This window comes from Streptomyces sp. NPDC059003, from assembly GCF_042740445.1.
In the GTDB taxonomy this organism is placed as follows: domain Bacteria; phylum Actinomycetota; class Actinomycetes; order Streptomycetales; family Streptomycetaceae; genus Streptomyces.
This window is the reverse complement of record NZ_JBHYJH010000038.1, coordinates 1-22280: the sequence shown is the minus strand read 5'-3', so window position 1 is coordinate 22280 and position 22280 is coordinate 1. Positions and strand designations below refer to the sequence as shown.

Here is a 22280-nt window from a genome sequence, read left to right as displayed (position 1 = left end):
CCCGCCCCACGCGTCCGCTGGCGTAGCGTCGACAGCACGCATTCACCCCTACCCCGCGGCTGCCGCGCAGCCGCACCTCGACCAGTACACCCTTCAGGACCGGCGACCACGTGAGCTCCACTTCATCCGCCCGGCACCCCCGGCACCTGTCGTACCAACGGGTACGTCAGGGGGCCCCGGGTGCTTATCGACTGGTGCGTACGCCGCCGGTCCCCGCGGATCCCCCTCAACTGGACGCACGGCAGCGCGCGGTGGTTGACCACGCGGGCGGTCCGCTGCTCGTTCTCGCAGGTCCGGGCACCGGCAAGACGACGACGTTGGTGGAGTCGGTGGCCGCGCGCGTCGCCAAGGGCACCGACCCCGAGCGCGTCCTGGTGCTCACGTTCAGCCGCAAGGCGGCCGTGGAGCTGCGCGACCGGATGGCGCACCGCATCGGCGCCGCCGACGCCCCGCAGGCGACCACGTTCCACTCCTTCTGCTACGCCCTGGTCCGCGCCCACCAGGACGCGGACCTGTTCGTCGAACCGCTGCGGCTCCTGTCGGGACCCGAGCAGGACGTGGCCGTGCGCGAGCTCCTCGCGGGCCAGACCGACCTCGGTCAGGAAGGCCTCGCCCGGGTCCGCTGGCCGGACGAGCTGCGCGCCTGCCTGACGACGCGCGGCTTCGCCGACGAGGTGCGCGCCGTCCTCGCCCGCAGCCGCGAGCTGGGCCTGGACCCCGCCGCGCTCGACGCCTTCGCCCGGCGCGGCGGCCGCCCCGACTGGCGCGCGGCGGCGGCGTTCCTCGCCGAGTACCTCAACGTCCTCGACCTGCAAGGGGTGCTCGACTACGCCGAGCTCGTGCACCGCGCGGTGCTGCTCGCCCGGCGCCCCGAGGTGGCGGGGGCCCTTGCCGCGCAGTACGACGCGGTGTTCGTGGACGAGTACCAGGACACGGACCCCGCGCAGGTACGGCTGCTGCACGCCCTTGCGGGCGGCGGGCGCGACCTGGTCGCCTTCGGTGATCCGGACCAGTCGATCTACACGTTCCGGGGCGCCGATGTGAACGGCATCCTCCGGTTCCCGTCGGACTTCCCCCGCGCGGACGGCACCGAAGCGCCGGTCGAGGTCCTGACGACGTCCCGCCGCTCCGGCGCCCGGCTCCTCGCGGCCACCCGCCTCCTGACCCGCCGCATGCCGCTGACCCGTCTTCCCGCGGAGAAGGTGCGCGCCCACAGGGAGCTCGCGGCGGTCAGCGAGGGCGGGCGCGTCGACGTCCTTACGTATCCCACGGCCGGCACAGAGCTCGACAACATCGCGGACATCCTGCGCCGCGCGCACCTGGAGGACGGCGTCCCCTGGAGCGAGATGGCCGTCCTCGTGCGCGCGGGCGCCCGCGCGATCCCGTCCTTCCGCCGCGCCCTCACGGCCGCGGGTGTCCCCCTGGACATAGACGGCGACGACATCGCCCTGCGCCACGAACCCGCGGTGACGGCCCTCCTGACGGCCCTGCGCGCGGTGGCGACGGCGGAGCTGGAGGAGCACGCGGAACCGTCGTCCCCGGGGGGTGCGGGTTCCGAAGCGGCTGCTCCGGAGAGTACGGGTTCTGAGCCGGCTGGTCCGGAAGGTGCGGTTTCTGGGCCGGCTGCTCCGGAGGGTGCGGTTTCTGGGCCGACTGGTCCGGAGGATGCGGGTTCCGAATCCGCCTCTCCGGAGGAGTCACGTTCCGAGCCCGCCTCTCCGGAGGCACCGGTCACCGCCGCACCCTCCTGGCTCGACACCGAGACCGCCCTCACCCTCCTCACCTCCCCCCTCGCGAGCATGGACGCCGCCGACCTCCGGCGCCTCGGCCGCGCCCTGCGTGAGGAGGAGCGCGCGGCGGGCAACCACCTCCCGCCGCCCTCCGACGTCCTGCTCGCCCGCGCGCTCGCCGAGCCGGAACGCCTGGTCGCGCACGACCCCTCGTACGCGAAGGGCGCCCAGCGCCTCGGCGAACTCCTGAGCAGGGCCCGCACGTGCCTCGCGGACGGCGGCACCGCCGAGGAGGCCCTCTGGGAGCTGTGGGACGGCACGCCCTGGCCGCGGCGCCTGGAGCGCACCGCGCGGCGCGGCGGCGCCGCGGCCCGCAACGCGGACCGCGATCTCGACGCGGTGTGCGCCCTGTTCGCCACCGCGGCCCGCGCTGAGGAGCGCACCGGCGGCCGCGGCGCCCTCAACTTCCTGGAGGAGATCGAGGCGCAGGACATAGCGGCGGACACCCTCACGCGCCGCGCGGTGCGCCCCGACGGCGTACGCCTGATGACGGCGCACCGGTCCAAGGGCCTGCAGTGGCGGCTCGTCGTGGTCGCCGGGGTCCAGGAGGGGCTGTGGCCGGACCTGCGCCGCCGTGGCTCCCTCCTGGAGGCCGACCGCATCGGGCGTGACGGCATCGCCGAACCCCTCACCCCGGGGGCGCTGCTCGCCGAGGAGCGCCGCCTGTTCTACGTGGCCGCCACCCGCGCGCGGGAGCGCCTCGTCGTCACTGCCGTCAAGGCGCCCGCGGACGACGGCGACCAGCCGTCCCGCTTCCTCACCGAACTCGGCGTCGAGCCCAAGGACGTGACGGGCCGTCCGCGCCGCCCGCTGTCCGTCTCCGCGCTCGTCGCGGAGCTGCGTGCCACCACTGTCGACCCGCACGCGTCGGACGCCCTGCGCGAGGCCGCCGCCCAGCGCCTGGCCCGCCTGGCCGGGCTCAGCGACACCGACGGGCGTCCCCTCGTGCCGTCCGCGCACCCGCACCGCTGGTGGGGCATGTTCGAGCCGACGGCGAGCGCGGTCCCCCTCAGGGACCGCGACAAGCCGGTCGTCCTCTCCGGGAGCGCCCTGGACCAACTCGCCAACACGTGCGCCCTGCAGTGGTTCCTGGGCCGCGAGGTGAAGGCCGACGCGCCCGCGACGGCCGCCCAGGGCTTCGGCAACGTGGTGCACGTCCTGGCCGACGAGGTCGCCTCCGGCCGCACCCCCGCCGACCTCGATGTCCTCATGGAGCGCCTGGAGTCGGTGTGGGACGCGCTCGCCTTCGACGCCCCGTGGAAGTCGGACCAGGAGAAGGAGCACGCGCGCGTGGCGCTCGAACGCTTCCTCCAGTGGCACGTCAACGGCACCCACGCGGGCCGCGCGCCCGTCGCCAGTGAGCACGACTTCGACGTGACCCTCGAAGCGGGCTCCTACGAAGTGCGCGTACGCGGATCCATGGACCGCGTCGAACGGGACGGCGAAGGCCGTGCCTACGTAGTGGACTTCAAGACCGGCAAGCAGGCCCCGAGCGCCGCCGACGTCGAGCGCCATCCCCAGCTGGCCGTCTACCAGCTGGCGGTGCGCGAGGGTGCGGCCGACGACGCCTTCGACGGCGTACGTCCCCCCGTGGGCGGCGCGGAACTGGTGCACCTGCGCCAGGGCGCGGCCAAGAAGGACGGCGGTGACGCCCTGCCGAAGGTCCAGTCCCAGGACCCGCTCGACGGCGACTGGATCGGCGGCCTGCTCGCCAAGGCCGCGGGCAAGGTCCTCGACGAGCGCTTCACTCCGGCCACGGGCCAGCACTGCACCCACTGCGCCTTCCGCGCCTCGTGCAGCGCGCTCCCGGAGGGCAGCCACGTAGTGGAGTGACCCGGGCCGCGTGGCCTGGCCCGGACCGTGTGGCGTGACCCGGGCCTCCGGAGGCACCGCCACCCCCGGTGGCCAACGTCACGTGCCGCCGCCCCCGCTCATAGCACCCGCACAGGCCATCTAAGGTCTCGGTAAAACCTGAACGCCTTTCCGAGGAGAAACACACATGGCAGCCAACCGGAAGCTCCTGGCCGCGGCAGCCGCCTGCGCCGCCGCCGTCATCGGCCTCACCGGCTGCAGCAGCGACGACGGCGACAAGGACCCCTTCAAGGGCATGAGCGCCGACAAGATCGCCAAGAAGGCCTCCGAGGCCTCCAAGGACGCCGGTTCCTTCCGCGCCAAGGGCGAGGGCAAGAAGGACGGCAAGGCGATCGAGATCGACTTCAGCGTCGCCTCGTCCGGTGACTGCAAGGGGACGATGGGCTCGGACACCGAGGGCCGCGCCCAGTTCCTCGCCGTGGGCAAGACGACGTACGTCAAGGGCGACGACAAGTTCTGGAAGAACACCACCGGTGGCGCCGGTGCGGGCGAGCTCCTCAAGGGCCGCTGGATGAAGTCGCCGAAGGGCGACGGCGGCGACAGCCCCTGCCAGTCGGAGGACATGTTCAAGAGCGACAAGCTCAAGGGCATGAAGCGGGAGAAGGACACCGAGGTCGACGGCAAGAAGGCCGCCGTGCTCACCAAGAAGAAGGGCGCGGAGACCAAGACGTTCTACGTCGCCATGGAGGGCAAGCCCTACTTCCTGAAGGCCGTCACCACCGGCGGCGACGAGCCCGCCACGATGTACTTCACGGACTACGGCAAGACCATCGAGGTCAAGGCCCCGCCGGCCGACGAGACGGTCGACCCGGACAAGCTCGGCTCCTGACGCAGCCACGGCGGCGGCCACCGACGTCCGGTTCCGCACCGGCTGTCAGTGGCCGCCGCTAGCCTCTCCCACGTGCCTTCCCGTATCACCGACCCCGAAGAGCTCAAGGAGCTCCTGGGGATCCCGTTCACCCCGGAGCAGACGGCCTGCATCACCGCGCCGCCCGCCCCGCAGGTGATCGTGGCCGGGGCGGGGTCGGGCAAGACGACGGTGATGGCCGCGCGCGTGGTGTGGCTGGTCGGCACCGGCCAGGTCGCCCCGGAGCAGGTCCTCGGCCTGACGTTCACGAACAAGGCGGCGGGCGAGCTCGCGGACCGCGTCCGCCAGGCCCTGGTCAAGGCGGGCGTCACCGACCCGGACGCGGCGGACCCCGACCACCCCCCGGGCGAGCCGGTCATCTCCACGTACCACGCGTTCGCCGGGCGCCTCCTGACGGACCACGGCCTGCGCATCGGCCTGGAGCCCACCACCCGGCTCCTCGCGGACGCCACCCGCTTCCAGCTCGCCGCGCGCGTGCTGCGCGAGGCCCCCGGCCCGTACCCCGCGCTGACCCGCTCCTTCCCGGACCTCGTCAGCGACCTCCTCGCCCTCGACAGTGAGCTCGCCGAGCACCTCGTGGACCCCGCCCGCCTCCGGGCGTACGACACGGGACTCCTCGACACCCTCGCGGGCACCAGGCTCACCAACGCCGACCTGCGCAAGGTCCCCGAGACCGCCGCGGCCCGCATCGAGCTCGCCGGGCTCGTCGAGCGGTACCGCGACGCCAAGCGCGCCCGCGACCTGCTCGACTTCGGCGACCAGATCGCCCACTCCGCGACGCTCGCCCGCACCCGCGCGGAGGTCGGCGCGATCCTGCGCGACGAGTTCCGCGTCGTCCTGCTCGACGAGTACCAGGACACGTCGGTGGCCCAGCGCATCCTCCTGGCGGGCCTGTTCGGCGGCGGCACCGGCCACCCGGTGACCGCGGTCGGCGACCCCTGCCAGGCCATCTACGGCTGGCGCGGCGCCTCCGTCGCCAACCTCGACGACTTCCCCCACCACTTCGCGCACGCCGACGGCCGCCCCGCCACGCGGCACGCCCTGAGCGAGAACCGCCGCAGCGGCGGCCGCCTCCTCGACCTCGCCAACGGCCTCGCGGAGCCGCTGCGGGCCCTGCACGCGGGCGTGGAGGCACTGCGGCCCGCCCCGGGCGCGGAGCGCGACGGCAGGGTGCGCTGCGCGCTCCTGCGCACCCACAGCGAGGAGATCGACTGGATCGCCGACTCCCTCGCCCACCTCGTCCGCACCGGCACGGCACCCGGCGAGATCGCGGTCCTGTGCCGCACGGCGACGGACTTCGCCGAGATCCAGGGCGCGCTCGTCGCGCGTGACGTCCCCGTGGAGGTCGTCGGCCTCTCCGGCTTGCTGCACCTCCCCGAGGTCGCCGACCTCGTCGCCGTCTGCGAGGTGCTCCAGGACCCGGGCGCCAACGCCTCCCTGGTGCGGCTCCTCACCGGCCCCCGCTGGCGCGTGGGCGCACGCGACCTCGCCCTCCTGGGCCGCCGCGCCCGCCTCCTCGTACGGCACGGCCACAGCGCGCCCGACGACCCCGAGGACATGGACCGGCGGCTCGCCCAGGCCGTCGAAGGCGTCGACCCGTCCGAGGTGATATCGCTCGCCGACGCCCTCGACACGTTCCTGGAGACGCCGATCGACGCCTCCGAAGACGACGGGCTGCCCTTCTCGCCGGAGGCGCGCATCCGCTTCGCGCGCCTCGCCGCCGAGCTGCGCGACCTGCGCCGCTCGCTCGCCGACCCGCTGATGGACGTCCTGCACCGCGTGCTCGCCGTCACTGGCCTGGAGGTCGAGCTCTCCGCGTCCCCGCACGCCCTGGCGGCCCGCCGCCGCGAGACCCTGTCGAACTTCCTCGACGTCGCCGCGTCCTTCGCGGCCAACGACCCCTCCGCGCCCCTGCTCGCCTTCCTCGGCTTCCTGCGCACCGCCGCGCAGTACGAGAAGGGCCTCGACAACGCCCTCCCGGGCGGCGAGAACACGGTGAAGGTGCTCACCGCCCACAAGTCCAAGGGCCTGGAGTGGGACGTCGTCGCCGTGCCCGGCCTGGTCACCGGCACGTTCCCCAGCACGCAGGGCCGCGAGAAGTGGACGTCCCAGGCCAAGGTCGTCCCGCACGCCCTGCGCGGCGACGCCGACACGCTGCCCGACATCGAGGCGTGGGACGCCAAGGGCATGAAGGCCTTCCACGCCGACATGAAGGACCACCAGGAGACCGAGGAGCGCCGCCTCGGATACGTGACGTTCACGCGCCCCCGGAGCCTCCTCCTTGCCTCCGGCCACTGGTGGGGCCCCACCCAGAAGAAGCCCCGCGGCCCCTCGGACTTCCTCACGGCGCTGTACGACCACTGCGTGGCCGGACACGGCGAGATCGAGGCCTGGGCCGACGCACCGGAGGAGGGCGAGGAGAACCCGGCGCTGCACGAGAAGGCCGCCGACCACGCCTGGCCGCTCCCGCTCGACCCCGCCTCACTGGCCCGCCGCCGCGCCGCCGCGGACACCGTCCAGGCGCACCTGGACCGCCTCCTCGGGGCCGGGGGAGCCCCTGACCAGGGCGCCGTCGACCGGGGAGCCCGCGACCACGCGCAGTCCCACCCGGCGGCGGACCCGGAGTGGCCGCCGCCTCCGGAGGAAGACGAGTTCTACGAAGAGGAGGACGGGTTCTACGGGGAGGACGACGCTCCCCACGGGGACGAGGGCACGTTCTACGAAGAGGAGGGCGCGTTCTACGGGGAGGACGACGGCCCCCTGCCCGAGGGCGAGGACCCCTCCGACTGGGACTCCTGGAGCGGCGACCGCCCGTCGCCCCCGGCCCTGGACCCGGCCCCCGAACCGTCCATCCCGCACGCGCGCGTGCCGGACGCCTCCTCCGCCCTGACCCCGGAGGAGACCCGCACGCTCGCCTCCTGGGACCGAGACCTGGACGCCCTCACCGGCGAGCTGCTGCGTGCCCGCGAGGGCGTCCGCGACGTGCCCCTGCCGGTCACGCTCACGGCGTCCCAGCTGCTGCGCCTGGCCTCCGACCCGGAAGGCCTCGCCCAGGAGCTCGCGCGGCCCATGCCGCAGCCGCCCCACCGCGGGGCCCGCCGCGGCACCCGCTTCCACGCGTGGATCGAGGCCCGCTTCGAAGAGCTGCGCCTGCCGATGCTCGACCCGGACGAACTGCCCGGCGGCGGCCCGGGGGAGGCCGAGATCGCCGACGAGCGCGACCTGGAGGCCCTCAAGGAGGCCTTCGAGCGCACGGAGTACGCCCACCGCACGCCCCACCGCGTCGAGCTGCCCTTCCAGCTGGCCATCGCGGGCCGCGTCATCCGCGGCCGCATGGACGCCGTCTACAAGGACACCGACGGCGACGAGATCACGTACGAGATCGTCGACTGGAAGACCGGCCGCACCCAGGACGCCGACCCGCTGCAGCTCGCCGTCTACCGCCTGGCCTGGGCCGAGCAGCACGGCGTGGCTCCGGAGTCGGTGACGGCCACCTTCCTCTTCGTACGCAGCGGCGAGGTCGTCCGCCCGAAGAACCTGCCGGGCCGTGCCGAGCTCGAACGGATCCTGCTGGGTGACACAGGCCACACGGGTGACACAGGCGACACGGGCGCGACGGACCCGGGCGGCGACCGGGGCGATGCCGACCCCGACCGGCCACCCGATCGGACCACCGCCGCGGGCCGATAGGCTCGTGGTCATGAGCAAGCCCGTCAGCAGCGCTGCCAGTGACGTCAGCGCCGTCCGCGCGTACATCGACGCCCACCGCGCCGCCTTCCTCGACGACCTCGGCGAGTGGCTGCGCATCCCGTCCGTATCGGCGCAGCCCGAGCACGCGGACGACGTGCGGCGCAGTGCCGACTGGCTCGCCGCGCAACTCAAGGAGACCGGTTTCCCGGTCACCGAGGTGTGGGAGACGCCGGGTGCCCCGGCCGTCTTCGCCGAGTGGCCGTCCGGCGACCCGCAGGCGCCCACGGTCCTCGTCTACGGCCACCACGACGTGCAGCCCGCGGCCCGCGAGGACGGCTGGGACACCGACCCCTTCGAGCCGGTCGTCCGCGAGAACCGCCTCTACGCGCGCGGGGCGGCCGACGACAAGGGTCAGGTCCTCTTCCACACCCTGGGCGTGCGCGCCCACCTCGCCGCGACGGGCCGCACCGCCCCGGCCGTGAACCTGAAGCTGATCGTCGAGGGCGAGGAGGAGTCGGGCTCCCCGCACTTCCGCGAGCTGATCGAGCGGCACCGCGACCGCCTCGCCGCCGACGCGGTCGTCGTCTCCGACACCGGCATGTGGTCCCGGGACACCCCCACGGTGTGCACGGGCATGCGGGGCCTCGCCGACTGCGAGATCGAACTGCGCGGCCCCGACCAGGACATCCACTCCGGCTCCTTCGGCGGCGCCGTGCCCAACCCGGCCACGGCCGCGGGCCGCCTCGTCGCCGCCCTGCACGACGAGCACGCGCGTGTGGCGATCCCCGGCTTCTACGAAGGCGTGACCGAACTCACCGACCGGGAGCGCGAGCTCTTCGCCGAGCTGCCCTTCGACGAGGCGGAGTGGCTGCGTACGGCGAAGTCGTACGCCCCCTACGGAGAGGCCGGACACACCACTCTGGAGCGGGTCTGGGCCCGCCCGACCGCCGAGGTCAACGGCATCGGCGGCGGTTATCAGGGCGCGGGCGGCAAGACGATCGTCCCGTCGAGCGCCCTGCTGAAGCTCTCGTTCCGGCTGGTCGCGGGCCAGGACCCGGACCGCGTCGAGGACGCCGTCCGCGCGTGGGTGGCCGATCAGCTCCCCGCCGGGATCCGTCACACGATCACGTTCGGCGCCGCGACGCGCCCCTGTCTGACCCCGCTCGACCACCCCGCGCTGCAGTCCGTCGCCCGCTCCATGGGCCGCGCCTTCGAGCAGGAGATCCGCTTCACGCGCGAGGGCGGCTCGGGACCGGCCGCCGACCTCCAGGACGTCCTCGGGGCGCCCGTGCTCTTCCTCGGCATCTCCGTCCCCTCGGACGGGTGGCACGCCCCGAACGAGAAGGTCGAGCTCGACCTGCTGCTCAAGGGCGTCGAGACGACCGCCTACCTGTGGGGCGACCTCGCGGAGCACTGGCGCGATGCACACTGAGCGCACGAAGCGCACTGAGCACACTGAAGAGACCTGCTCGCTGAACCACCCATTCCACCGGGGGAGTTGGAAGCACCAGTGACCACCTGGACCGACCGCGCCGCAGACCGTCCCGTCTCGCTCACCGCGCCGAGCGGCATCGACCGCGCGGCCCACCACCGTCTCGACGAAGCCTGGCTCGCCGCCGCGTGGAGCCACCCGTCGACACGGGTCTTCGTGGTCTCCGGCGGCCAGGTCCTCATCGACGAGACGCCCGACGGCCGCACCGAACTGGTGATGACCCCGTCGTTCGAAGCGCCCCTCACCGAGGCCCACCGCTACTTCCTGGGCACCGACGAGGGCGGCGTGAGCTACTTCGCGCTCCAGAAGGACAGCCTGCCCGGCCGCATGGACGCGTCCGCGCGCGCCGCCGGCCTGCGCGAGGCGGGGCTGCTGCTCTCGCCGCGCGACGCGGGCCTCATGGTCCACGCCGTGGCCCTGGAGAACTGGCAGCGCATGCACCGCTTCTGCTCGCGCTGCGGCGAGCGCACGGTCATCGCGGCGGCGGGCCACATCCGCCGCTGCCAGGCCTGCGGCGCCGAGCACTACCCGCGCACCGACCCGGCCGTGATCATGCTCGTGACGGACGAGAAGGACCGCGCGCTCCTCGGCCGCCAGGTGCACTGGCCCGAGGGCCGCTTCTCGACCCTCGCGGGCTTCGTGGAGCCGGGGGAGTCCATCGAGCAGTCCGTGCGCCGCGAGGTCTGGGAGGAGGCGGGCGTCACCGTCGGCGACGTGGAGTACGTCACGAGCCAGCCCTGGCCGTTCCCGTCCAGCCTGATGCTCGGCTTCATGGCCCAGGCCACGTCTTCGGAGATCAACGTCGACGGCGAGGAGATCCACGAGGCGCGCTGGTTCTCCCGGGAGGACCTGCGGGCCGCCTTCGAGTCGGGGGAGGTCCTGCCGCCCTTCGGCATCTCGATCGCGGCCCGTCTGATCGAGCTCTGGTACGGCGAGCCGCTGCCGAAGCCGGGCACGCCCGGCTGAACCACGGCCGCGTACGCCACAGCCCCCGGGCCGATGCCGGGGGCTGTGGCGTATCGAGGAGCCGGGATCAGGCGGCCATGGCCTGCTTGACCTGCGCGAGCGACGGGTTCGTCATCACGGACTCGGTGCCCGCGTCGGACACCACGAGGACCGTGGGGACCGTCTGGTTCCCACCGTTCGCCTTCTCGACGAAGGCGGCGGAGTCCGGGTCCTGCTCGATGTTGATCTCGTTGTACGCGATGCCCTCGCGGTCCATCTGGCTCTTCAGCCGACGGCAGTAGCCGCACCACGTGGTGCTGTACATCGTCACAGTGCCCGGCATGTCTCTCGTGCTCCTTCATGGGTCGGGGCGCGTCGTCGCACTGACTCGAACGTACGCGACCCGGCCACCATTCCCGCATTAGTACGACTAACACCGCCCCCCTGTGGACAACCGGCTCACGCGCCCCGCGGGACCTGGCAGCATGGCGGGGTGACACCAGCAACGCACTCCACCCTCTTCCCGCGGGAATCCGGCGGCTCGCAGTACTCGGCTCCGCCGAGCGGGGCCGACGCGGTGCTCGACGGGCTCGACCCGGAGCAGCGCGAGGTCGCCACGGCCCTGCACGGACCGGTGTGCGTCCTCGCGGGCGCCGGCACGGGCAAGACTCGCGCCATCACACACCGCATCGCCTACGGGGTGCGCGCGGGCATCCTCCAGCCCGCCAGCGTGCTCGCCGTCACCTTCACCAACCGCGCGGCGGGCGAGATGCGCGGCCGCCTGCGCCAGCTCGGCGCCCACGGCGTCCAGGCCCGCACGTTCCACTCGGCGGCCCTGCGCCAGCTCCAGTACTTCTGGCCCAAGGCGGTCGGCGGCCCGCTGCCCCGCCTCGTCGAGCGCAAGATCCAGCTCGTCGCCGACGCCGCGGCGGCCTGCCGCATCCGCCTCGACCGGAACGAGCTGCGGGACGTCACCGGCGAGATCGAATGGTCCAAGGTCACCCAGACCGTCCCCGCGGACTACGCCGCGGCGGCCGCCAAGGCGGGCCGCGACGCCCCCCGCGACCCGGCCGAGATCTCCCAGCTCTACGCCGCCTACGAGGACCTCAAGCGCGACCGCTCCGTCATCGACTTCGAGGACGTGCTGCTGCTCGCCGTCGGCATCCTCCAGGACCGCCACGACATCGCCGAGCAGGTCCGCTCCCAGTACCAGCACTTCGTGGTCGACGAGTACCAGGACGTCAGCCCGCTCCAGCAGCGCCTCCTGGAGCTGTGGCTCGGCGAGCGCGACACCCTGTGCGTCGTCGGCGACGCCAGCCAGACGATCTACTCCTTCACCGGCGCCACCCCCGACCACCTCCTGAACTTCCGCACCCGCCACCCCGGTGCCACCGTCGTCAAGCTCGTCCGCGACTACCGCTCCACGCCCCAGGTCGTCCACCTGGCCAACGGCCTGCTCGCCCAGGCCCACGGCCGCGCCGCCGACCACCGCCTCCAGCTGGTGTCCCAGCGCGACCCCGGCGCGGAGCCGGTCTACGTGGAGTACGCCGACGAGCCCGCCGAGGCCGAAGGCGCCGCCCGCCGCATCCGCGCCCTGCTCGACGAGGGCGTCCCCGCCAGCGAGATCGCGATCCTGTTCCGCACGAACTCCCAGTCGGAGATCTACGAACAGGCCCTCGCCGACGTCGGCATCCCCTACCAGCTGCGCGGCGCCGAGCGCTTCTTCGAGCGCGCCGAGGTGCGCGAGGCCGGGGCGGCCCTGCGCGGCGCCGCCCGCTTCGGGGGCAACGACGCGCTCCTGGACGACGTGGTCGACCTGCCGTCACAGGTCCGCGCGGTGCTGTCGACCAAGGGCTGGACGACCCAGGCCCCCGCGGGCTCCGGCGCGGTCCGCGACCGCTGGGAGTCCCTGGCCGCCCTCGTGCGCCTCGCCGAGGACTTCGCCCGGGTCCGCCCCGAGGCCACCCTCGCCGACCTGGTGGCCGAGCTGGACGAGCGCGCCGCCGCCCAGCACGCCCCGACCGTCGAAGGCGTCACCCTCGCCTCCCTGCACGCCGCCAAGGGCCTGGAGTGGGACGCCGTCTTCCTGGTCGGCCTCGCCGAGGGCATGATGCCGATCACCTACGCCAAGACCGACGAGCAGGTCGAGGAGGAGCGCCGGCTGCTCTACGTGGGCGTGACCCGCGCGCGGGTGCGCCTCTTCCTGTCCTGGGCCGTGTCCCGCTCGCCCGGCGGCCGCCCCAACCGCCGGGCCACCCGGTTCCTCGACGGCCTGCGCCCCGGCTCGGGCACGACTGCGGGAAGACGCGCGGCGGGCGGCACCGGCGGCATCGAGCGCGGCACGGGCGGCGGCAGTGCCCCCGGCACCCCCGGAAGCCGCCGCAGCAGCCGCACACCGGCCCGCTGCCGCGTCTGCGGGCGGACGCTCAGCGAGGCCGGTGAGATGAAGCTCATGCGCTGTGAGGACTGCCCGTCGGACATGGACGAGGGGCTGTACGAGCGGTTGCGGGAGTGGCGTGCGGCACAGGCGCAGCGCATGGGACAGCCCGCGTTCTGCGTCTTCACGGACAAGACCCTGGTCGCCATCGCCGAGGCCGTGCCCGACGAGGAGGGCGACCTGGCCCGCATCCCCGGCGTCGGGGTCCGTAAGCTGCGTCGCTTCGGCGCCGATGTCCTTGCCATTTGTGCAGGTGAGGGGCTTGGCGACGGCGACGAGGCGAACTGATTCAAACTCGTCGAAAAAATAGTTTGCGCATGCGCCAGCGATCCCCATAGGTTCTTAAGCACGGAAACAGCGGCTTCTCCGAAGCCCTGGTTCCGTGCTGTACTTAATAGTCCGCAGGTCCGGTTCCGGCCGGTCCCCTAGACGCCGAGAGGAGGCGATTCCAGTGATCAGCATCAACCAGAGCTTCATCAGCACCCGCTCTGTCAGCGCCAGCTTCATCAGCACCGACAAAATGACCGATCGCTCGGTCGTCGCTTCCTGCCTGCTCGGCTTCTCGAACCTGGGCACCGGTCTGTCCGTCGGCAATGCCGCCGTGCGTCCGGCGTCCTCCGTGGCTCCCACGGCTCTCCCGATCCGTGAGCGCAACGAACGACCGACCAAGGCATCGGAAGCAGTAGCGACGGCGCAGGCGCAGGCCTATGCCCTCGCGGCAGCCGGTGCCGGATTCCGGAAGCAGACGACGCAGCACCACACGATGTGGGCCTTCCGTGGGCTCGAACCCTGGAGTGATCCAGCCTGATCTCGATCAGGCCGGCGCCTTCAGGGCCGCGGAACCCCACCCGGGATCCGCGGCCCTTCTGTTTTCCCGAATCAGGGAGACGGAGTGAAGGGGCCACAGCAAGACCCGGTACCAGCCGCCAACCGGCCGACCCAGGCCGGCACGACCAGACGAGGAAGAACACCACCGTGCAACTCGAAGCGCACGCCCCGTCCGTACCGCCTTCAGAGACGTTCCAGCCGCCCGCACCCACGGAGGACCCGACCTTGACTCCCCTGACCGCGCTCACCGCGCTCGACGACGCCATCGAGAACCTCGGCGTACCCGTCCCCTGCCGCGCCTACGACCCGGAGGTCTTCTTCGCCGAGTCGCCCGCGGACGTCGAGTACGCCAAGTCCCTGTGCCGCACCTGCCCGCTGATGGAGGCCTGCCTCGCCGGCGCCAAGGAGCGGCGCGAGCCCTGGGGCGTCTGGGGCGGCGAGCTGTTCGTCCAGGGCGTCGTCGTAGCCCGCAAGCGCCCGCGTGGCCGTCCGCGGAAGAACCCGGTAGTGGCATGAGCACCACCGGAACGATCGACCGCCCCGTGACGCACGACCCGAAGAAGCAGGCCCCGATGAAGGCACCCACCAGCGAGCCCACCGGCTTCGCGACCCGAGACTTCACCACCACCGGCGCGACCGGCTCGCGCCAGAACAGGACCCGAGAAATGCAACTCATCCCAGAAGCCCTGGCTCGTGCGCATATGCACGAACGCCTGCGTGAGGCCGAGCACCAGCGCCCGGCCGCCCGCCTGATCGCGGCCCGCCGCATGCAGCGTCGCGCCGAGCGCGCGTCGCTGCGCGCCCGCCGCGCGCTCGCCATGGCGGTCATGCAGTAGGAGAGAACAGCACGCCACACAGCGGTGCCCGGCAGAACGCGGCACACGCGGTGACGGAAGCTCCCGGCGAGCTTCACGGCAAGCAGCCCGCGGGGGCCGGTCCGAACGGACCGGCCCCCGCGGTGCGTTGTGTCCACTGATCGTCCGGCGACGGCGATAAAGTCGCCGGGTGGACAAGGAGTCTCCCCAGCCTGCGGACGCCGAGCACGCCCAGAGTGCAGGGAACGACGGGAACCTCGTGTGCTCCCGCTGCGGCGCGGCCGCCGACGGCCGGCCCCCGACATGGACCTGCTCCGTGGAGAACGGCGCCCGCCACTACTTCTGCGACACCTGCGCGCGGGACAACATCCGGTCGATCGAAGGACGGCTCGACTCGGCCTGGTGGTGAGCCACCCACCCCGCCCTGCCTCGCGCCGTCCGCCCCGCGCCGTCCGTCCTCCCGCGCCGCCCGCGCCCGGCCTCCGCCGTGCCTTCGCTCACGCCTCCGCGGCCGTGTCCTCCAACGCGTCGCCCTCCAGCGCGTCGTCTTCCACCACATCGTCCTCCGCGGCCTCGTCCTCCGGCAGGAACCCGGGCACCCACTCCTCCAGCTCGTCCCGCATCCGGACGGTCGCGCCCAGCTGGCACAGGACGCCGATGGTGCTGAGCGTCACACGATGGATCAGCAGATACGACGGCGGCAGGTTCAGCCGCTTGCCCAATTGGTGGGCGGGGGAGCGGGGATCGGCCACGCGGGCCGCCTGGCTGCGCATCCAGCCCCGGGCGAAGGTGAACTCGTCCGCGAGGGCGGGCTCGATGATCGGCAGCAGGTAGTCGAGCACCGCGTCCGGCTCCAGCTCGACCGACTCCTTGACGAAGCCCTCCTCGCAGAGCATGTCGTACACCGCGTCCGCCCGGCCCTCGACGGTCATCCGCAGGGCATGGCCGATCGTCGGGGGCAGCCCGCCGGGCAGCCGGTCCACCGTGCCGAAGTCCAGGACGCCGAGCCGCCAGGCGTCCTCATCCCCGGGCCCGCCCGGAAGCAGCCGGAAGTTGCCGGGGTGCGGGTCGGCGTGCAGCAGGCCGGTGCGGGCCGGTCCTGAGAACAGGAAGCGGGTGAGCAGCTGACCAGCCCGGTCCCGCTGCTCCTGTGTGCCGTCGGCGATCACCTCCGACAGCGGCACCCCGTCGATCCACTCGGTCACCAGGACCTCGTCGCACTGGTGGACCACATCCGGGACCACCACGTCCGGGTCGTCCGCGAACTCCCGGGCGTGCTCGCGCTGGGCCTGCGCCTCCAGGCCGTAGTCCAGCTCCTCGGAGACACGGTCACGCAGCTCCGCGATCAAGGGCTTGATGTCCATCCCCGGGATCAGCGGCCCAAGGACCCGGGCGAAGCGGCCCAGTTGATTCAGGTCCGACAGAAGCGCCTCGCCCGCTCCCGGGTACTGGACCTTCACCGCGACGTCGCGCCCGTCCTGCCACACCGCCCGGTGCACCTGGCCGATCGAGGCCGCCGCCGCGGGCTTGTCCTCGAACTCCAGGAACAGCTCGCGCCAGTCCTCGCCGAGCCGCTCCGCGAGCACCCCGTGCACGGTGCGCGTCGGCATCGGCGGCGCCGCCTCCTGGAGCTTCGTCAGCGCGGCGCGGTAGGGCCCCGCGACCTCCTCCGGCAGCGCCGACTCGAAGACGGACAGCGCCTGCCCGAACTTCATGGCGCCGCCCTTCAACTCGCCGAGCACCTTGAACAGCTGCTCCGCCGTGCGCTGTTGCAGCTCGCGTCCGACGATCTCCGCGGACTTGCCCCCGATCCGTTTGCCGAGCCCCCAGGTCGCGCGCCCGGCGAAGCCGAGTGGCAGCGCGGCCAGTTTGGCGGTACGGGTGACCGCCTTCCGGGGAAGATCAGACATGCGCCCCTCCAAGTCCCAGGCAGCCGCGCCTTGTCAGGCGGTTACCCGGCCATTGTCTCGTGCGGCTCTCGATCCACGGAGGTCCGCTCCCCCTTTCGTTGCTCACTCGCTCCACAAGGGCACGAGCGGTGTGCGGGTGTGCTGTGCGCGCGCCACTGGTACCCGGGAGTCGACGTCAGCCAGCGCACGCCCGCCACGGCGGGCTCGGCCCCGTCCAGGAAGGCCAGGGCATGGGCCGCGGCGAGCCCGGCAACCGTGGTCGAAAGGGCCAGGTCACAGGCGGGCACATGGCGCTGACGCCCCGAGTGCCACTGCGCGAGGAGGCGGGGCCAGGCCGGATCGTGGTCCGTCTGGTTCAGGGCGAGACAGCCCGCGCACGCCGTCGATCCGGGCAGGACCAAGGGGCCCACCACGCCGGTCCCTTCGATGACGCCCGCGTACAGATGAGGTGTCCCGGCGGCGACGAGTGGCTCGGCGCTGGACGGCGCGGGGGCGTAGGCGTCGAGGCCGTCGCGCGGGGTGAGGACGACGAGGGACAGGGGGCGCTCGCCGTCCGCCCTTTCTCCTTTGTTCCCTCTGGTATCTCCTCTGCCTCCTCTGTTCTCTCTGTTCTCGGGGTGGCGCGGTGGTCGGCCCGGTGCCGCGTGCCGCGCTGTCCGGCGGGCGGCGGCGTCCCTGCGCTGCCCCACGGAATCGGCGGGCAGCCCTCCCGGGGCGATGTCCCAGGGCTCCACGCAGCCGCCGTCCATGACGTCGACCTGTCCGATTCCGGCGCCGGACAGGATGGCGGCCACGACCGCTCCCACCCGGCCGGTGCCGCGCACCCGCACGCGGGTGGCCCGGCGGGCGGCCATTTTGCGGATGCCGTCGGTCGGTCCGGGAGTGACGGCCGACAGGGCGGCGAGGTCGGGGCGCAGCCGGTCCACGACGTCCGTCCGGGCGCGCAGGGCGTCGGCCGCCGGACCGCCGCCCGTCGCGTCGTCGAGCAGCCCGGCCTGCGCGAGGCGGTGCAGGAGCTTGTCCACGTGCCCGTCCGGCAGGCCCATCCTGCTGCCCTCCTCGCGCAGGAGCGGCAGTCCGCGGGTGCCGTCCAGGAGCGTGAGGAAGCTGCCCGTCGCGGTGTCCACCGGGCCGAGCACCCGGGCGTGCGCGGGCGCCACCCCGAACTGCACGGTGTTCAGATCGCGCCAGCCGCGCCGCAGCGTGGGCTTGAGGATCGGATGCATGGTCGGCCCCCCATATCGTGTGCGCTCGATGCCGATCAACGCTGATCGAGCTGATCAACGCCGCTGGACACCGCCCGACGCCGATCAACAACGCTCGATGTCGCTCGCCGCCGATCGACTTCGAGAATGCCCGGTCCGGCGGAAGCGTGCGCGGAGTTGTCCACAGGCGGCGAGTACTTGTCGTACTAATCCAGCTAATCGAGCGCCCGGGGTGTGGATAGCCACCGAACCGTCCCGGAGGCGGGACTTCCCCTATGCCAACCGGGTAACGTCGAGGCGTGCCCGCCGACCCGTCCCCTCGCTTCGCTGGGGAGACTCCACTGCACCGAGCCGGAAGTTCACAGCGCAGCGCGACCAGCCCGCCGTCAGCAGGTTCAGGAGCGCGCGCGGTCGAGGTGCGGCGGAGCGCACGGCGACGCAGAACGGTCTCGGCGTACCGGGAGGGTGACCGCACCGTCGTCCTCATTCCCGCGCGTATGTCGGAGGCCGAGGAGCAGCGCTGGGTGAGCGTCATGCTGGACAAGCTGGCGGCCCAGGAGAGCAAGCGGGTCCTCGGTGACAGCGAGCTCGCCGAGCGGGCGAGCCGCCTCTCCGAGCAGTTCTTCGACGGCCGGGCGCGGCCCACGTCCGTTCGCTGGGTTACGAACCAGAACACCAGGTGGGGCTCGTGCACGCCGTCGGAAGGCAGCATCCGTCTGTCCCACCGGCTGCAGGGCATGCCCGAGTACGTCGTGGACTACGTCCTCGTCCATGAGCTCGCCCATCTCCTGGTGCCGGGGCACGGCCCCCGCTTCTGGCGGCTCCTCGAGGCGTATCCGCGTACGGAACGGGCCCGGGGCTACCTCGAAGGGGTGGTGGCCGCCGACCGGCTGCCGCACCTGCCCGCCGCCCGCGAGGAGTGAGCGGCGGATCCCGGAGGCGGCGCCGGAGGCCCGCGCGCCGGTTGTGTACCGGGTCTGTACCGGCTTGGTCCGTTGTCGGACTTTGCGGTTAGCCTGGCGCGCGACGCATTCACATTCGGGATGGGGGACGGTCGTTACGCATGGCCAGGGAATTCCAACGCGGCCACAAGGCCAAGATCAGTGACCTCACGGCCGGGACCGATCTGTACGTCGGCGTGCACATCGCTGCCCCCGGGCTGACCTTCGACATCAGCTGCTTCGGCCTCGACGCGAGCGAGCGGCTCTCGGACGACCGTTACTTCATCTTCTACAACCAGCCGAAGTCCCCGGAGGAGTCACTGCAGCTCCTGGGGGCTCAGGCCGGCGACAACGAGTCCTTCCGCATCACGCTCGACCGGATTCCGCCGCAGATCCAGAAGCTGTCCTTCACTGCGGCGATCGACGGCGCCGGGCAGATGTCGCAGCTCACCTCGGGCTACATCCGGATCGTCGCGGGCGGCGAGGAAGTGGCCCGGTACTCCTTCAACGGCTCGGAGTTCTCCACCGAGCGCGCGCTGATGCTGGGCGACTTCTATCTGAAGGACGTGTGGCGGTTCGCCGCGATCGGCCAGGGCTTCGACGGCGGACTCGACGCGCTGCTCAGGAACTTCGGCGGGGAGGTCGCCGAGGAGGAGCCCGCGGCGCCGCAGCCGCAGGCGCCCGCCCCGGGTTTCGCGCCCCCTGCCGCCGCTGCGGCGCCGCCCGCGTTCGCCGCGCCCACGGCGCCCGCTCCGGCCCCGGCCCCTGCGGTCCCCGCTCCCGCGCCGACCCCGCCCCCTGCCCCCGCGCACTACGCCGCGCCTCCGGAGAGCGTCACTCCGCCGCCCGCGCCGGCCCCCGCCGACCAGTCGGTGCACGCCGCGCAGACCATCGTCGCGCCCATGACCCCGCCAGGCGGCCCCGTGCCGCCCCCGCAGACCCCGGCGCCCTACGGCCAGCCGGACGCGCAGCCGCAGGGGCAGCCCTACGGCCAGCCGGGCCAGCAGCCGCCGCAGCAGTTCGGCCAGACGCCGCCGGGGCAGCCGTCGGCCCCGCTCCCGCCGGGCTACGGCCAGCAGCCGTCGGCGCCTCCGCCGCCCGGGTACGGCCAGCCCACCGCGCCCCCGCCGCCCGGTTACGACCAGCAGTCGGCACCGCTGCCCCCGGGCTACGGCCAGCCCACCGCGCCTCCGCCGCCCGGGTACGGGCAGCAGCCCCAGGCCCAGATTCCCGGCCAGGCACCCGCCCCGTTCGGCCAGGCGGCACCGGGGGCACCCGGCATCCCGCAGGCCGCGCCCCAGGGCGCCGGTGTTGCCGCCGCGCTCCAGAAGTACCGCGAAGCCGGCACGGGACAGCGCTGGACGCAGCAGAACGAGAAGCTGGTCCGCGTCGACCTCGGCGTCAGCGAGCAGCCGGTGCTCGCCCGGCAGGGCAGCATGGTGCTGTACCAGGGCAAGGTCGACTTCAGCTACAAGGGCGCGGGCTTCGCGGGCCGCGTGGTGGGCAACGCCACCGGCCAGGAGATGCAGCTGATGCGCTGCTCCGGGCGCGGCCAGGTGTTCCTCGCCGAGGCGGGCACGCACCTGCACCCGATCGAGCTCCAGGGGGACGCGATCTGCGTCTCCGCGGAGAACGTCCTCGCGTTCGACGAGTCCCTCCAGCACGAGGTGCGCCGCATCGAGGGGCACGGCATCCCCGGGGGCGCGCTGTTCGTCATGCAGTTCCAGGGGACCGGCACCGTCGTCGTGAAGACGCACGGCATGCCCGTGGTGCTGCCGGTCACGCCGACCACCTTCGCCGACTGCCACGCCGTGGTCGCGTGGTCGGCGGCCGCACAGGCGATCGTGTCCAGTCAGGTCAGGCTGCGCGGCAACGCCCACGCGGGCTCCACGGGGGAGAGCGTGAACCTCCAGTTCCGTGGCGCGCCCGGCAATTTCATCGTCGTCCAGCCGTACGAGGTCTGAGGGAGCCCGTCATGAACCAGCACCAGCTCGCGGGCTACGCCCCGGCCCCGGTTGCCGCCCGCATGGAGAACCACGGCCACCACATGGTCAAGGTCGCCATGCAGACCGGAAACGACCTCCTCGCGCGCGTGGGCTCGATGGTCGCCTACGAAGGATTCGTGCAGTACGAGCCGAACCCGCCCGCCGTCCGCCAGATCGCGCGCGAGTGGATGACCGGCGAGGGCGCGCCCCTGATGAAGTGCTCCGGCGACGGCCTGCTGTACCTCGCCGACTACGGAGCGGACGTCGTCGTCATCAACCTGGCGGGCGACGCGCTCTCGGTGAACGGCACCAACCTGCTCGCCTTCGACGCGAGCCTCCAGTGGGGCGTCGAGCGGGTCAAGGGCCTTGCCAAGTTCGCCGGTCAGGGCCTGTGGAACATCAAGGTCTCCGGTCAGGGCTGGGTCGCGCTGACCTCGCGCGGGACGCCGATCGTCGTCGACTGCGGACGCGGCGAGGACGAGACGTACGTCGACCCGGACGCCCTGATCGCCTGGTCACCGAACCTGAAGGTGAAGGGCAAGCGCAGCTTCAAGGCCGGCTCGCTCATCGGGCGCGGCAGCGGCGAGGCCTACCAGATGGGCTTCTCCGGAGAGGGCATCGTCGTCGTACAGCCCAGTGAGGACAGCACCGACCGCCTCCGGATCCGGAGCTGAGGGGGAGCAACACATCATGCAGAGCTCGCTTTTCGCGCACGCCGAGCAGCAGTCGCAGGAGCGCTACACCGTGCAGAACCCGCAGCTGCTGCGGGTCGCCCTGGAGGGGCACGACGACGTGCTCGCCCGCAAGGGCGCCATGGTCGCCTACCAGGGACTCGTCGAGTTCGACGCCGAGTACCAGAGCGGTGGCCAGCGGCGCGCCCGCGCGCACACCGGCGAGGGCCTGAGCCTGATGCGGTGCCACGGTCAGGGCACCGTCTACTTCGCGAACCTCGCGCAGTACATCCACGTCGTGGACGTGGAGCAGGACGGCCTGACCGTCGACAGCGCGTACGTCCTCGCCCTGGACTCCTCGCTGTCCCACCAGGTCATCGCGGTGGACAGCCAGTACGGCATCTCCGGCTCCGGCAAGTACCAGCTGCACATCACCGGGCGTGGCAAGGTCGCCCTGATGACGTCGGGCCAGCCGCTGATGCTCCAGGTCACCCCGGACCGGTATGTGAACGCGGACGCCGACGCGATCGTCGCCTGGTCCAGCGGCCTCCGGGTGCAGATGCAGGCGCAGACGCATTCCTCGGGGGTGTGGCGGCGCCGCGGCAACACCGGTGAGGGCTGGGAGCTCAGCTTCATGGGCCAGGGGTACGCGCTCGTGCAGCCCAGCGAGATGCTGCCGCCGCAGAACGCGGTCATCGGGCAGGGCGCCCAGGCGCAGTTCGGCATGGGGCAGCAGGGCGCCCGGGGGCAGAACCAGGGCAACGTCTGGAACTGATGCCCCGGAGTGACATGCCGTCTCCGGAGAGACGTGCGTAAGGGGCGGTCGCCAGG

General features: G+C 72.8%; 17 protein-coding genes. 14 read left to right on the top strand and 3 right to left on the bottom strand.

Annotated elements, in window-relative coordinates; translation table 11 throughout:
* The first annotated feature begins 194 nt into the window (after positions 1 to 194).
* The 5 genes from ACFWZ5_RS16455 (at position 195) to nudC (ending at position 10678) form a co-directional block, all read left to right on the top strand.
* Positions 195 to 3623: a UvrD-helicase domain-containing protein gene (locus ACFWZ5_RS16455; RefSeq protein ID WP_384793183.1), complete on the top strand. Its 3429-nt coding sequence runs from the start codon at positions 195 to 197 to the stop codon at positions 3621 to 3623.
* Between the two features lie 166 nt (positions 3624 to 3789).
* Entirely contained in the window at positions 3790 to 4491 is a 702-nt protein-coding gene (locus ACFWZ5_RS16450) for a hypothetical protein (RefSeq protein WP_384793180.1), read from the top strand.
* 72 nt (positions 4492 to 4563) lie between these two features.
* Positions 4564 to 8220 carry an ATP-dependent DNA helicase gene (locus tag ACFWZ5_RS16445; protein WP_384793177.1) on the top strand — a complete coding sequence of 1219 codons (3657 nt, stop codon included), beginning with the start codon at positions 4564 to 4566 and terminating at the stop codon, positions 8218 to 8220.
* Between the two features lie 10 nt (positions 8221 to 8230).
* Positions 8231 to 9652, top strand: a complete 1422-nt coding sequence (locus ACFWZ5_RS16440; protein ID WP_384793175.1) for a dipeptidase — start codon at positions 8231 to 8233, stop codon at positions 9650 to 9652.
* A 78-nt stretch (positions 9653 to 9730) separates the two neighbouring features.
* Positions 9731 to 10678, top strand: a complete 948-nt coding sequence (nudC, locus tag ACFWZ5_RS16435) for an NAD(+) diphosphatase (RefSeq protein WP_384793172.1) — start codon at positions 9731 to 9733, stop codon at positions 10676 to 10678.
* A 67-nt stretch (positions 10679 to 10745) separates the two neighbouring features.
* On the opposite strand, the gene ACFWZ5_RS16430 is transcribed toward nudC, so the two are convergent.
* Positions 10746 to 11000, bottom strand: coding sequence for a mycoredoxin (locus ACFWZ5_RS16430; RefSeq protein WP_384793169.1), 255 nt, complete (start codon positions 10998 to 11000; stop codon positions 10746 to 10748).
* Positions 11001 to 11150: 150 nt separating this feature from the next.
* Between ACFWZ5_RS16430 and ACFWZ5_RS16425 the strand changes: the two genes are divergently transcribed.
* The 5 genes from ACFWZ5_RS16425 (at position 11151) to ACFWZ5_RS16405 (ending at position 15146) form a co-directional block, all read left to right on the top strand.
* Entirely contained in the window at positions 11151 to 13382 is a 2232-nt protein-coding gene (locus ACFWZ5_RS16425; protein WP_384793166.1) for an ATP-dependent DNA helicase UvrD2, read from the top strand.
* Positions 13383 to 13545: 163 nt separating this feature from the next.
* Positions 13546 to 13902: a hypothetical protein gene (locus tag ACFWZ5_RS16420; protein ID WP_384793163.1), complete on the top strand. Its 357-nt coding sequence runs from the start codon at positions 13546 to 13548 to the stop codon at positions 13900 to 13902.
* Between the two features lie 167 nt (positions 13903 to 14069).
* Positions 14070 to 14438: a WhiB family transcriptional regulator gene (locus ACFWZ5_RS16415; protein ID WP_384793161.1), complete on the top strand. Its 369-nt coding sequence runs from the start codon at positions 14070 to 14072 to the stop codon at positions 14436 to 14438.
* On the top strand, positions 14435 to 14758 hold the full coding sequence (locus ACFWZ5_RS16410; RefSeq protein ID WP_384793158.1) for a hypothetical protein: 324 nt from the start codon (positions 14435 to 14437) through the stop codon (positions 14756 to 14758). The genes ACFWZ5_RS16415 and ACFWZ5_RS16410 overlap by 4 nt, the downstream gene beginning before the upstream one ends.
* Positions 14759 to 14927: 169 nt before the next feature.
* The gene (locus tag ACFWZ5_RS16405; RefSeq protein ID WP_384793244.1) at positions 14928 to 15146 is read left to right on the top strand and encodes a hypothetical protein; all 219 of its coding nucleotides are present in this window, start codon (positions 14928 to 14930) and stop codon (positions 15144 to 15146) included.
* Between the two features lie 88 nt (positions 15147 to 15234).
* Here ACFWZ5_RS16405 and ACFWZ5_RS16400 read toward each other — a convergent pair whose 3' ends face one another.
* Together ACFWZ5_RS16400 and ACFWZ5_RS16395 are read right to left on the bottom strand one after the other, a co-directional pair.
* Positions 15235 to 16647: an ABC1 kinase family protein gene (locus ACFWZ5_RS16400; protein ID WP_384793155.1), complete on the bottom strand. Its 1413-nt coding sequence runs from the start codon at positions 16645 to 16647 to the stop codon at positions 15235 to 15237.
* A 41-nt stretch (positions 16648 to 16688) separates the two neighbouring features.
* Positions 16689 to 17873: a ThiF family adenylyltransferase gene (locus ACFWZ5_RS16395; RefSeq protein ID WP_384793152.1), complete on the bottom strand. Its 1185-nt coding sequence runs from the start codon at positions 17871 to 17873 to the stop codon at positions 16689 to 16691.
* Between the two features lie 278 nt (positions 17874 to 18151).
* On the opposite strand from ACFWZ5_RS16395, the gene ACFWZ5_RS16390 reads away from it, so the two are divergent.
* The 4 genes from ACFWZ5_RS16390 to ACFWZ5_RS16375 all read left to right on the top strand — a co-directional run bounded on the left by ACFWZ5_RS16390 (position 18152) and on the right by ACFWZ5_RS16375 (position 22224).
* Positions 18152 to 18775, top strand: coding sequence for a M48 family metallopeptidase (locus ACFWZ5_RS16390; RefSeq protein ID WP_384793149.1), 624 nt, complete (start codon positions 18152 to 18154; stop codon positions 18773 to 18775).
* A 140-nt stretch (positions 18776 to 18915) separates the two neighbouring features.
* A complete protein-coding gene (locus tag ACFWZ5_RS16385) occupies positions 18916 to 20757 on the top strand; it encodes a TerD family protein (protein WP_384793145.1) in 1842 nt (613 codons plus the stop codon).
* An 11-nt stretch (positions 20758 to 20768) separates the two neighbouring features.
* Entirely contained in the window at positions 20769 to 21452 is a 684-nt protein-coding gene (locus ACFWZ5_RS16380; protein WP_384793143.1) for an AIM24 family protein, read from the top strand.
* A 16-nt stretch (positions 21453 to 21468) separates the two neighbouring features.
* Positions 21469 to 22224: an AIM24 family protein gene (locus ACFWZ5_RS16375; protein ID WP_384793141.1), complete on the top strand. Its 756-nt coding sequence runs from the start codon at positions 21469 to 21471 to the stop codon at positions 22222 to 22224.
* Positions 22225 to 22280: the final 56 nt, after the last annotated feature.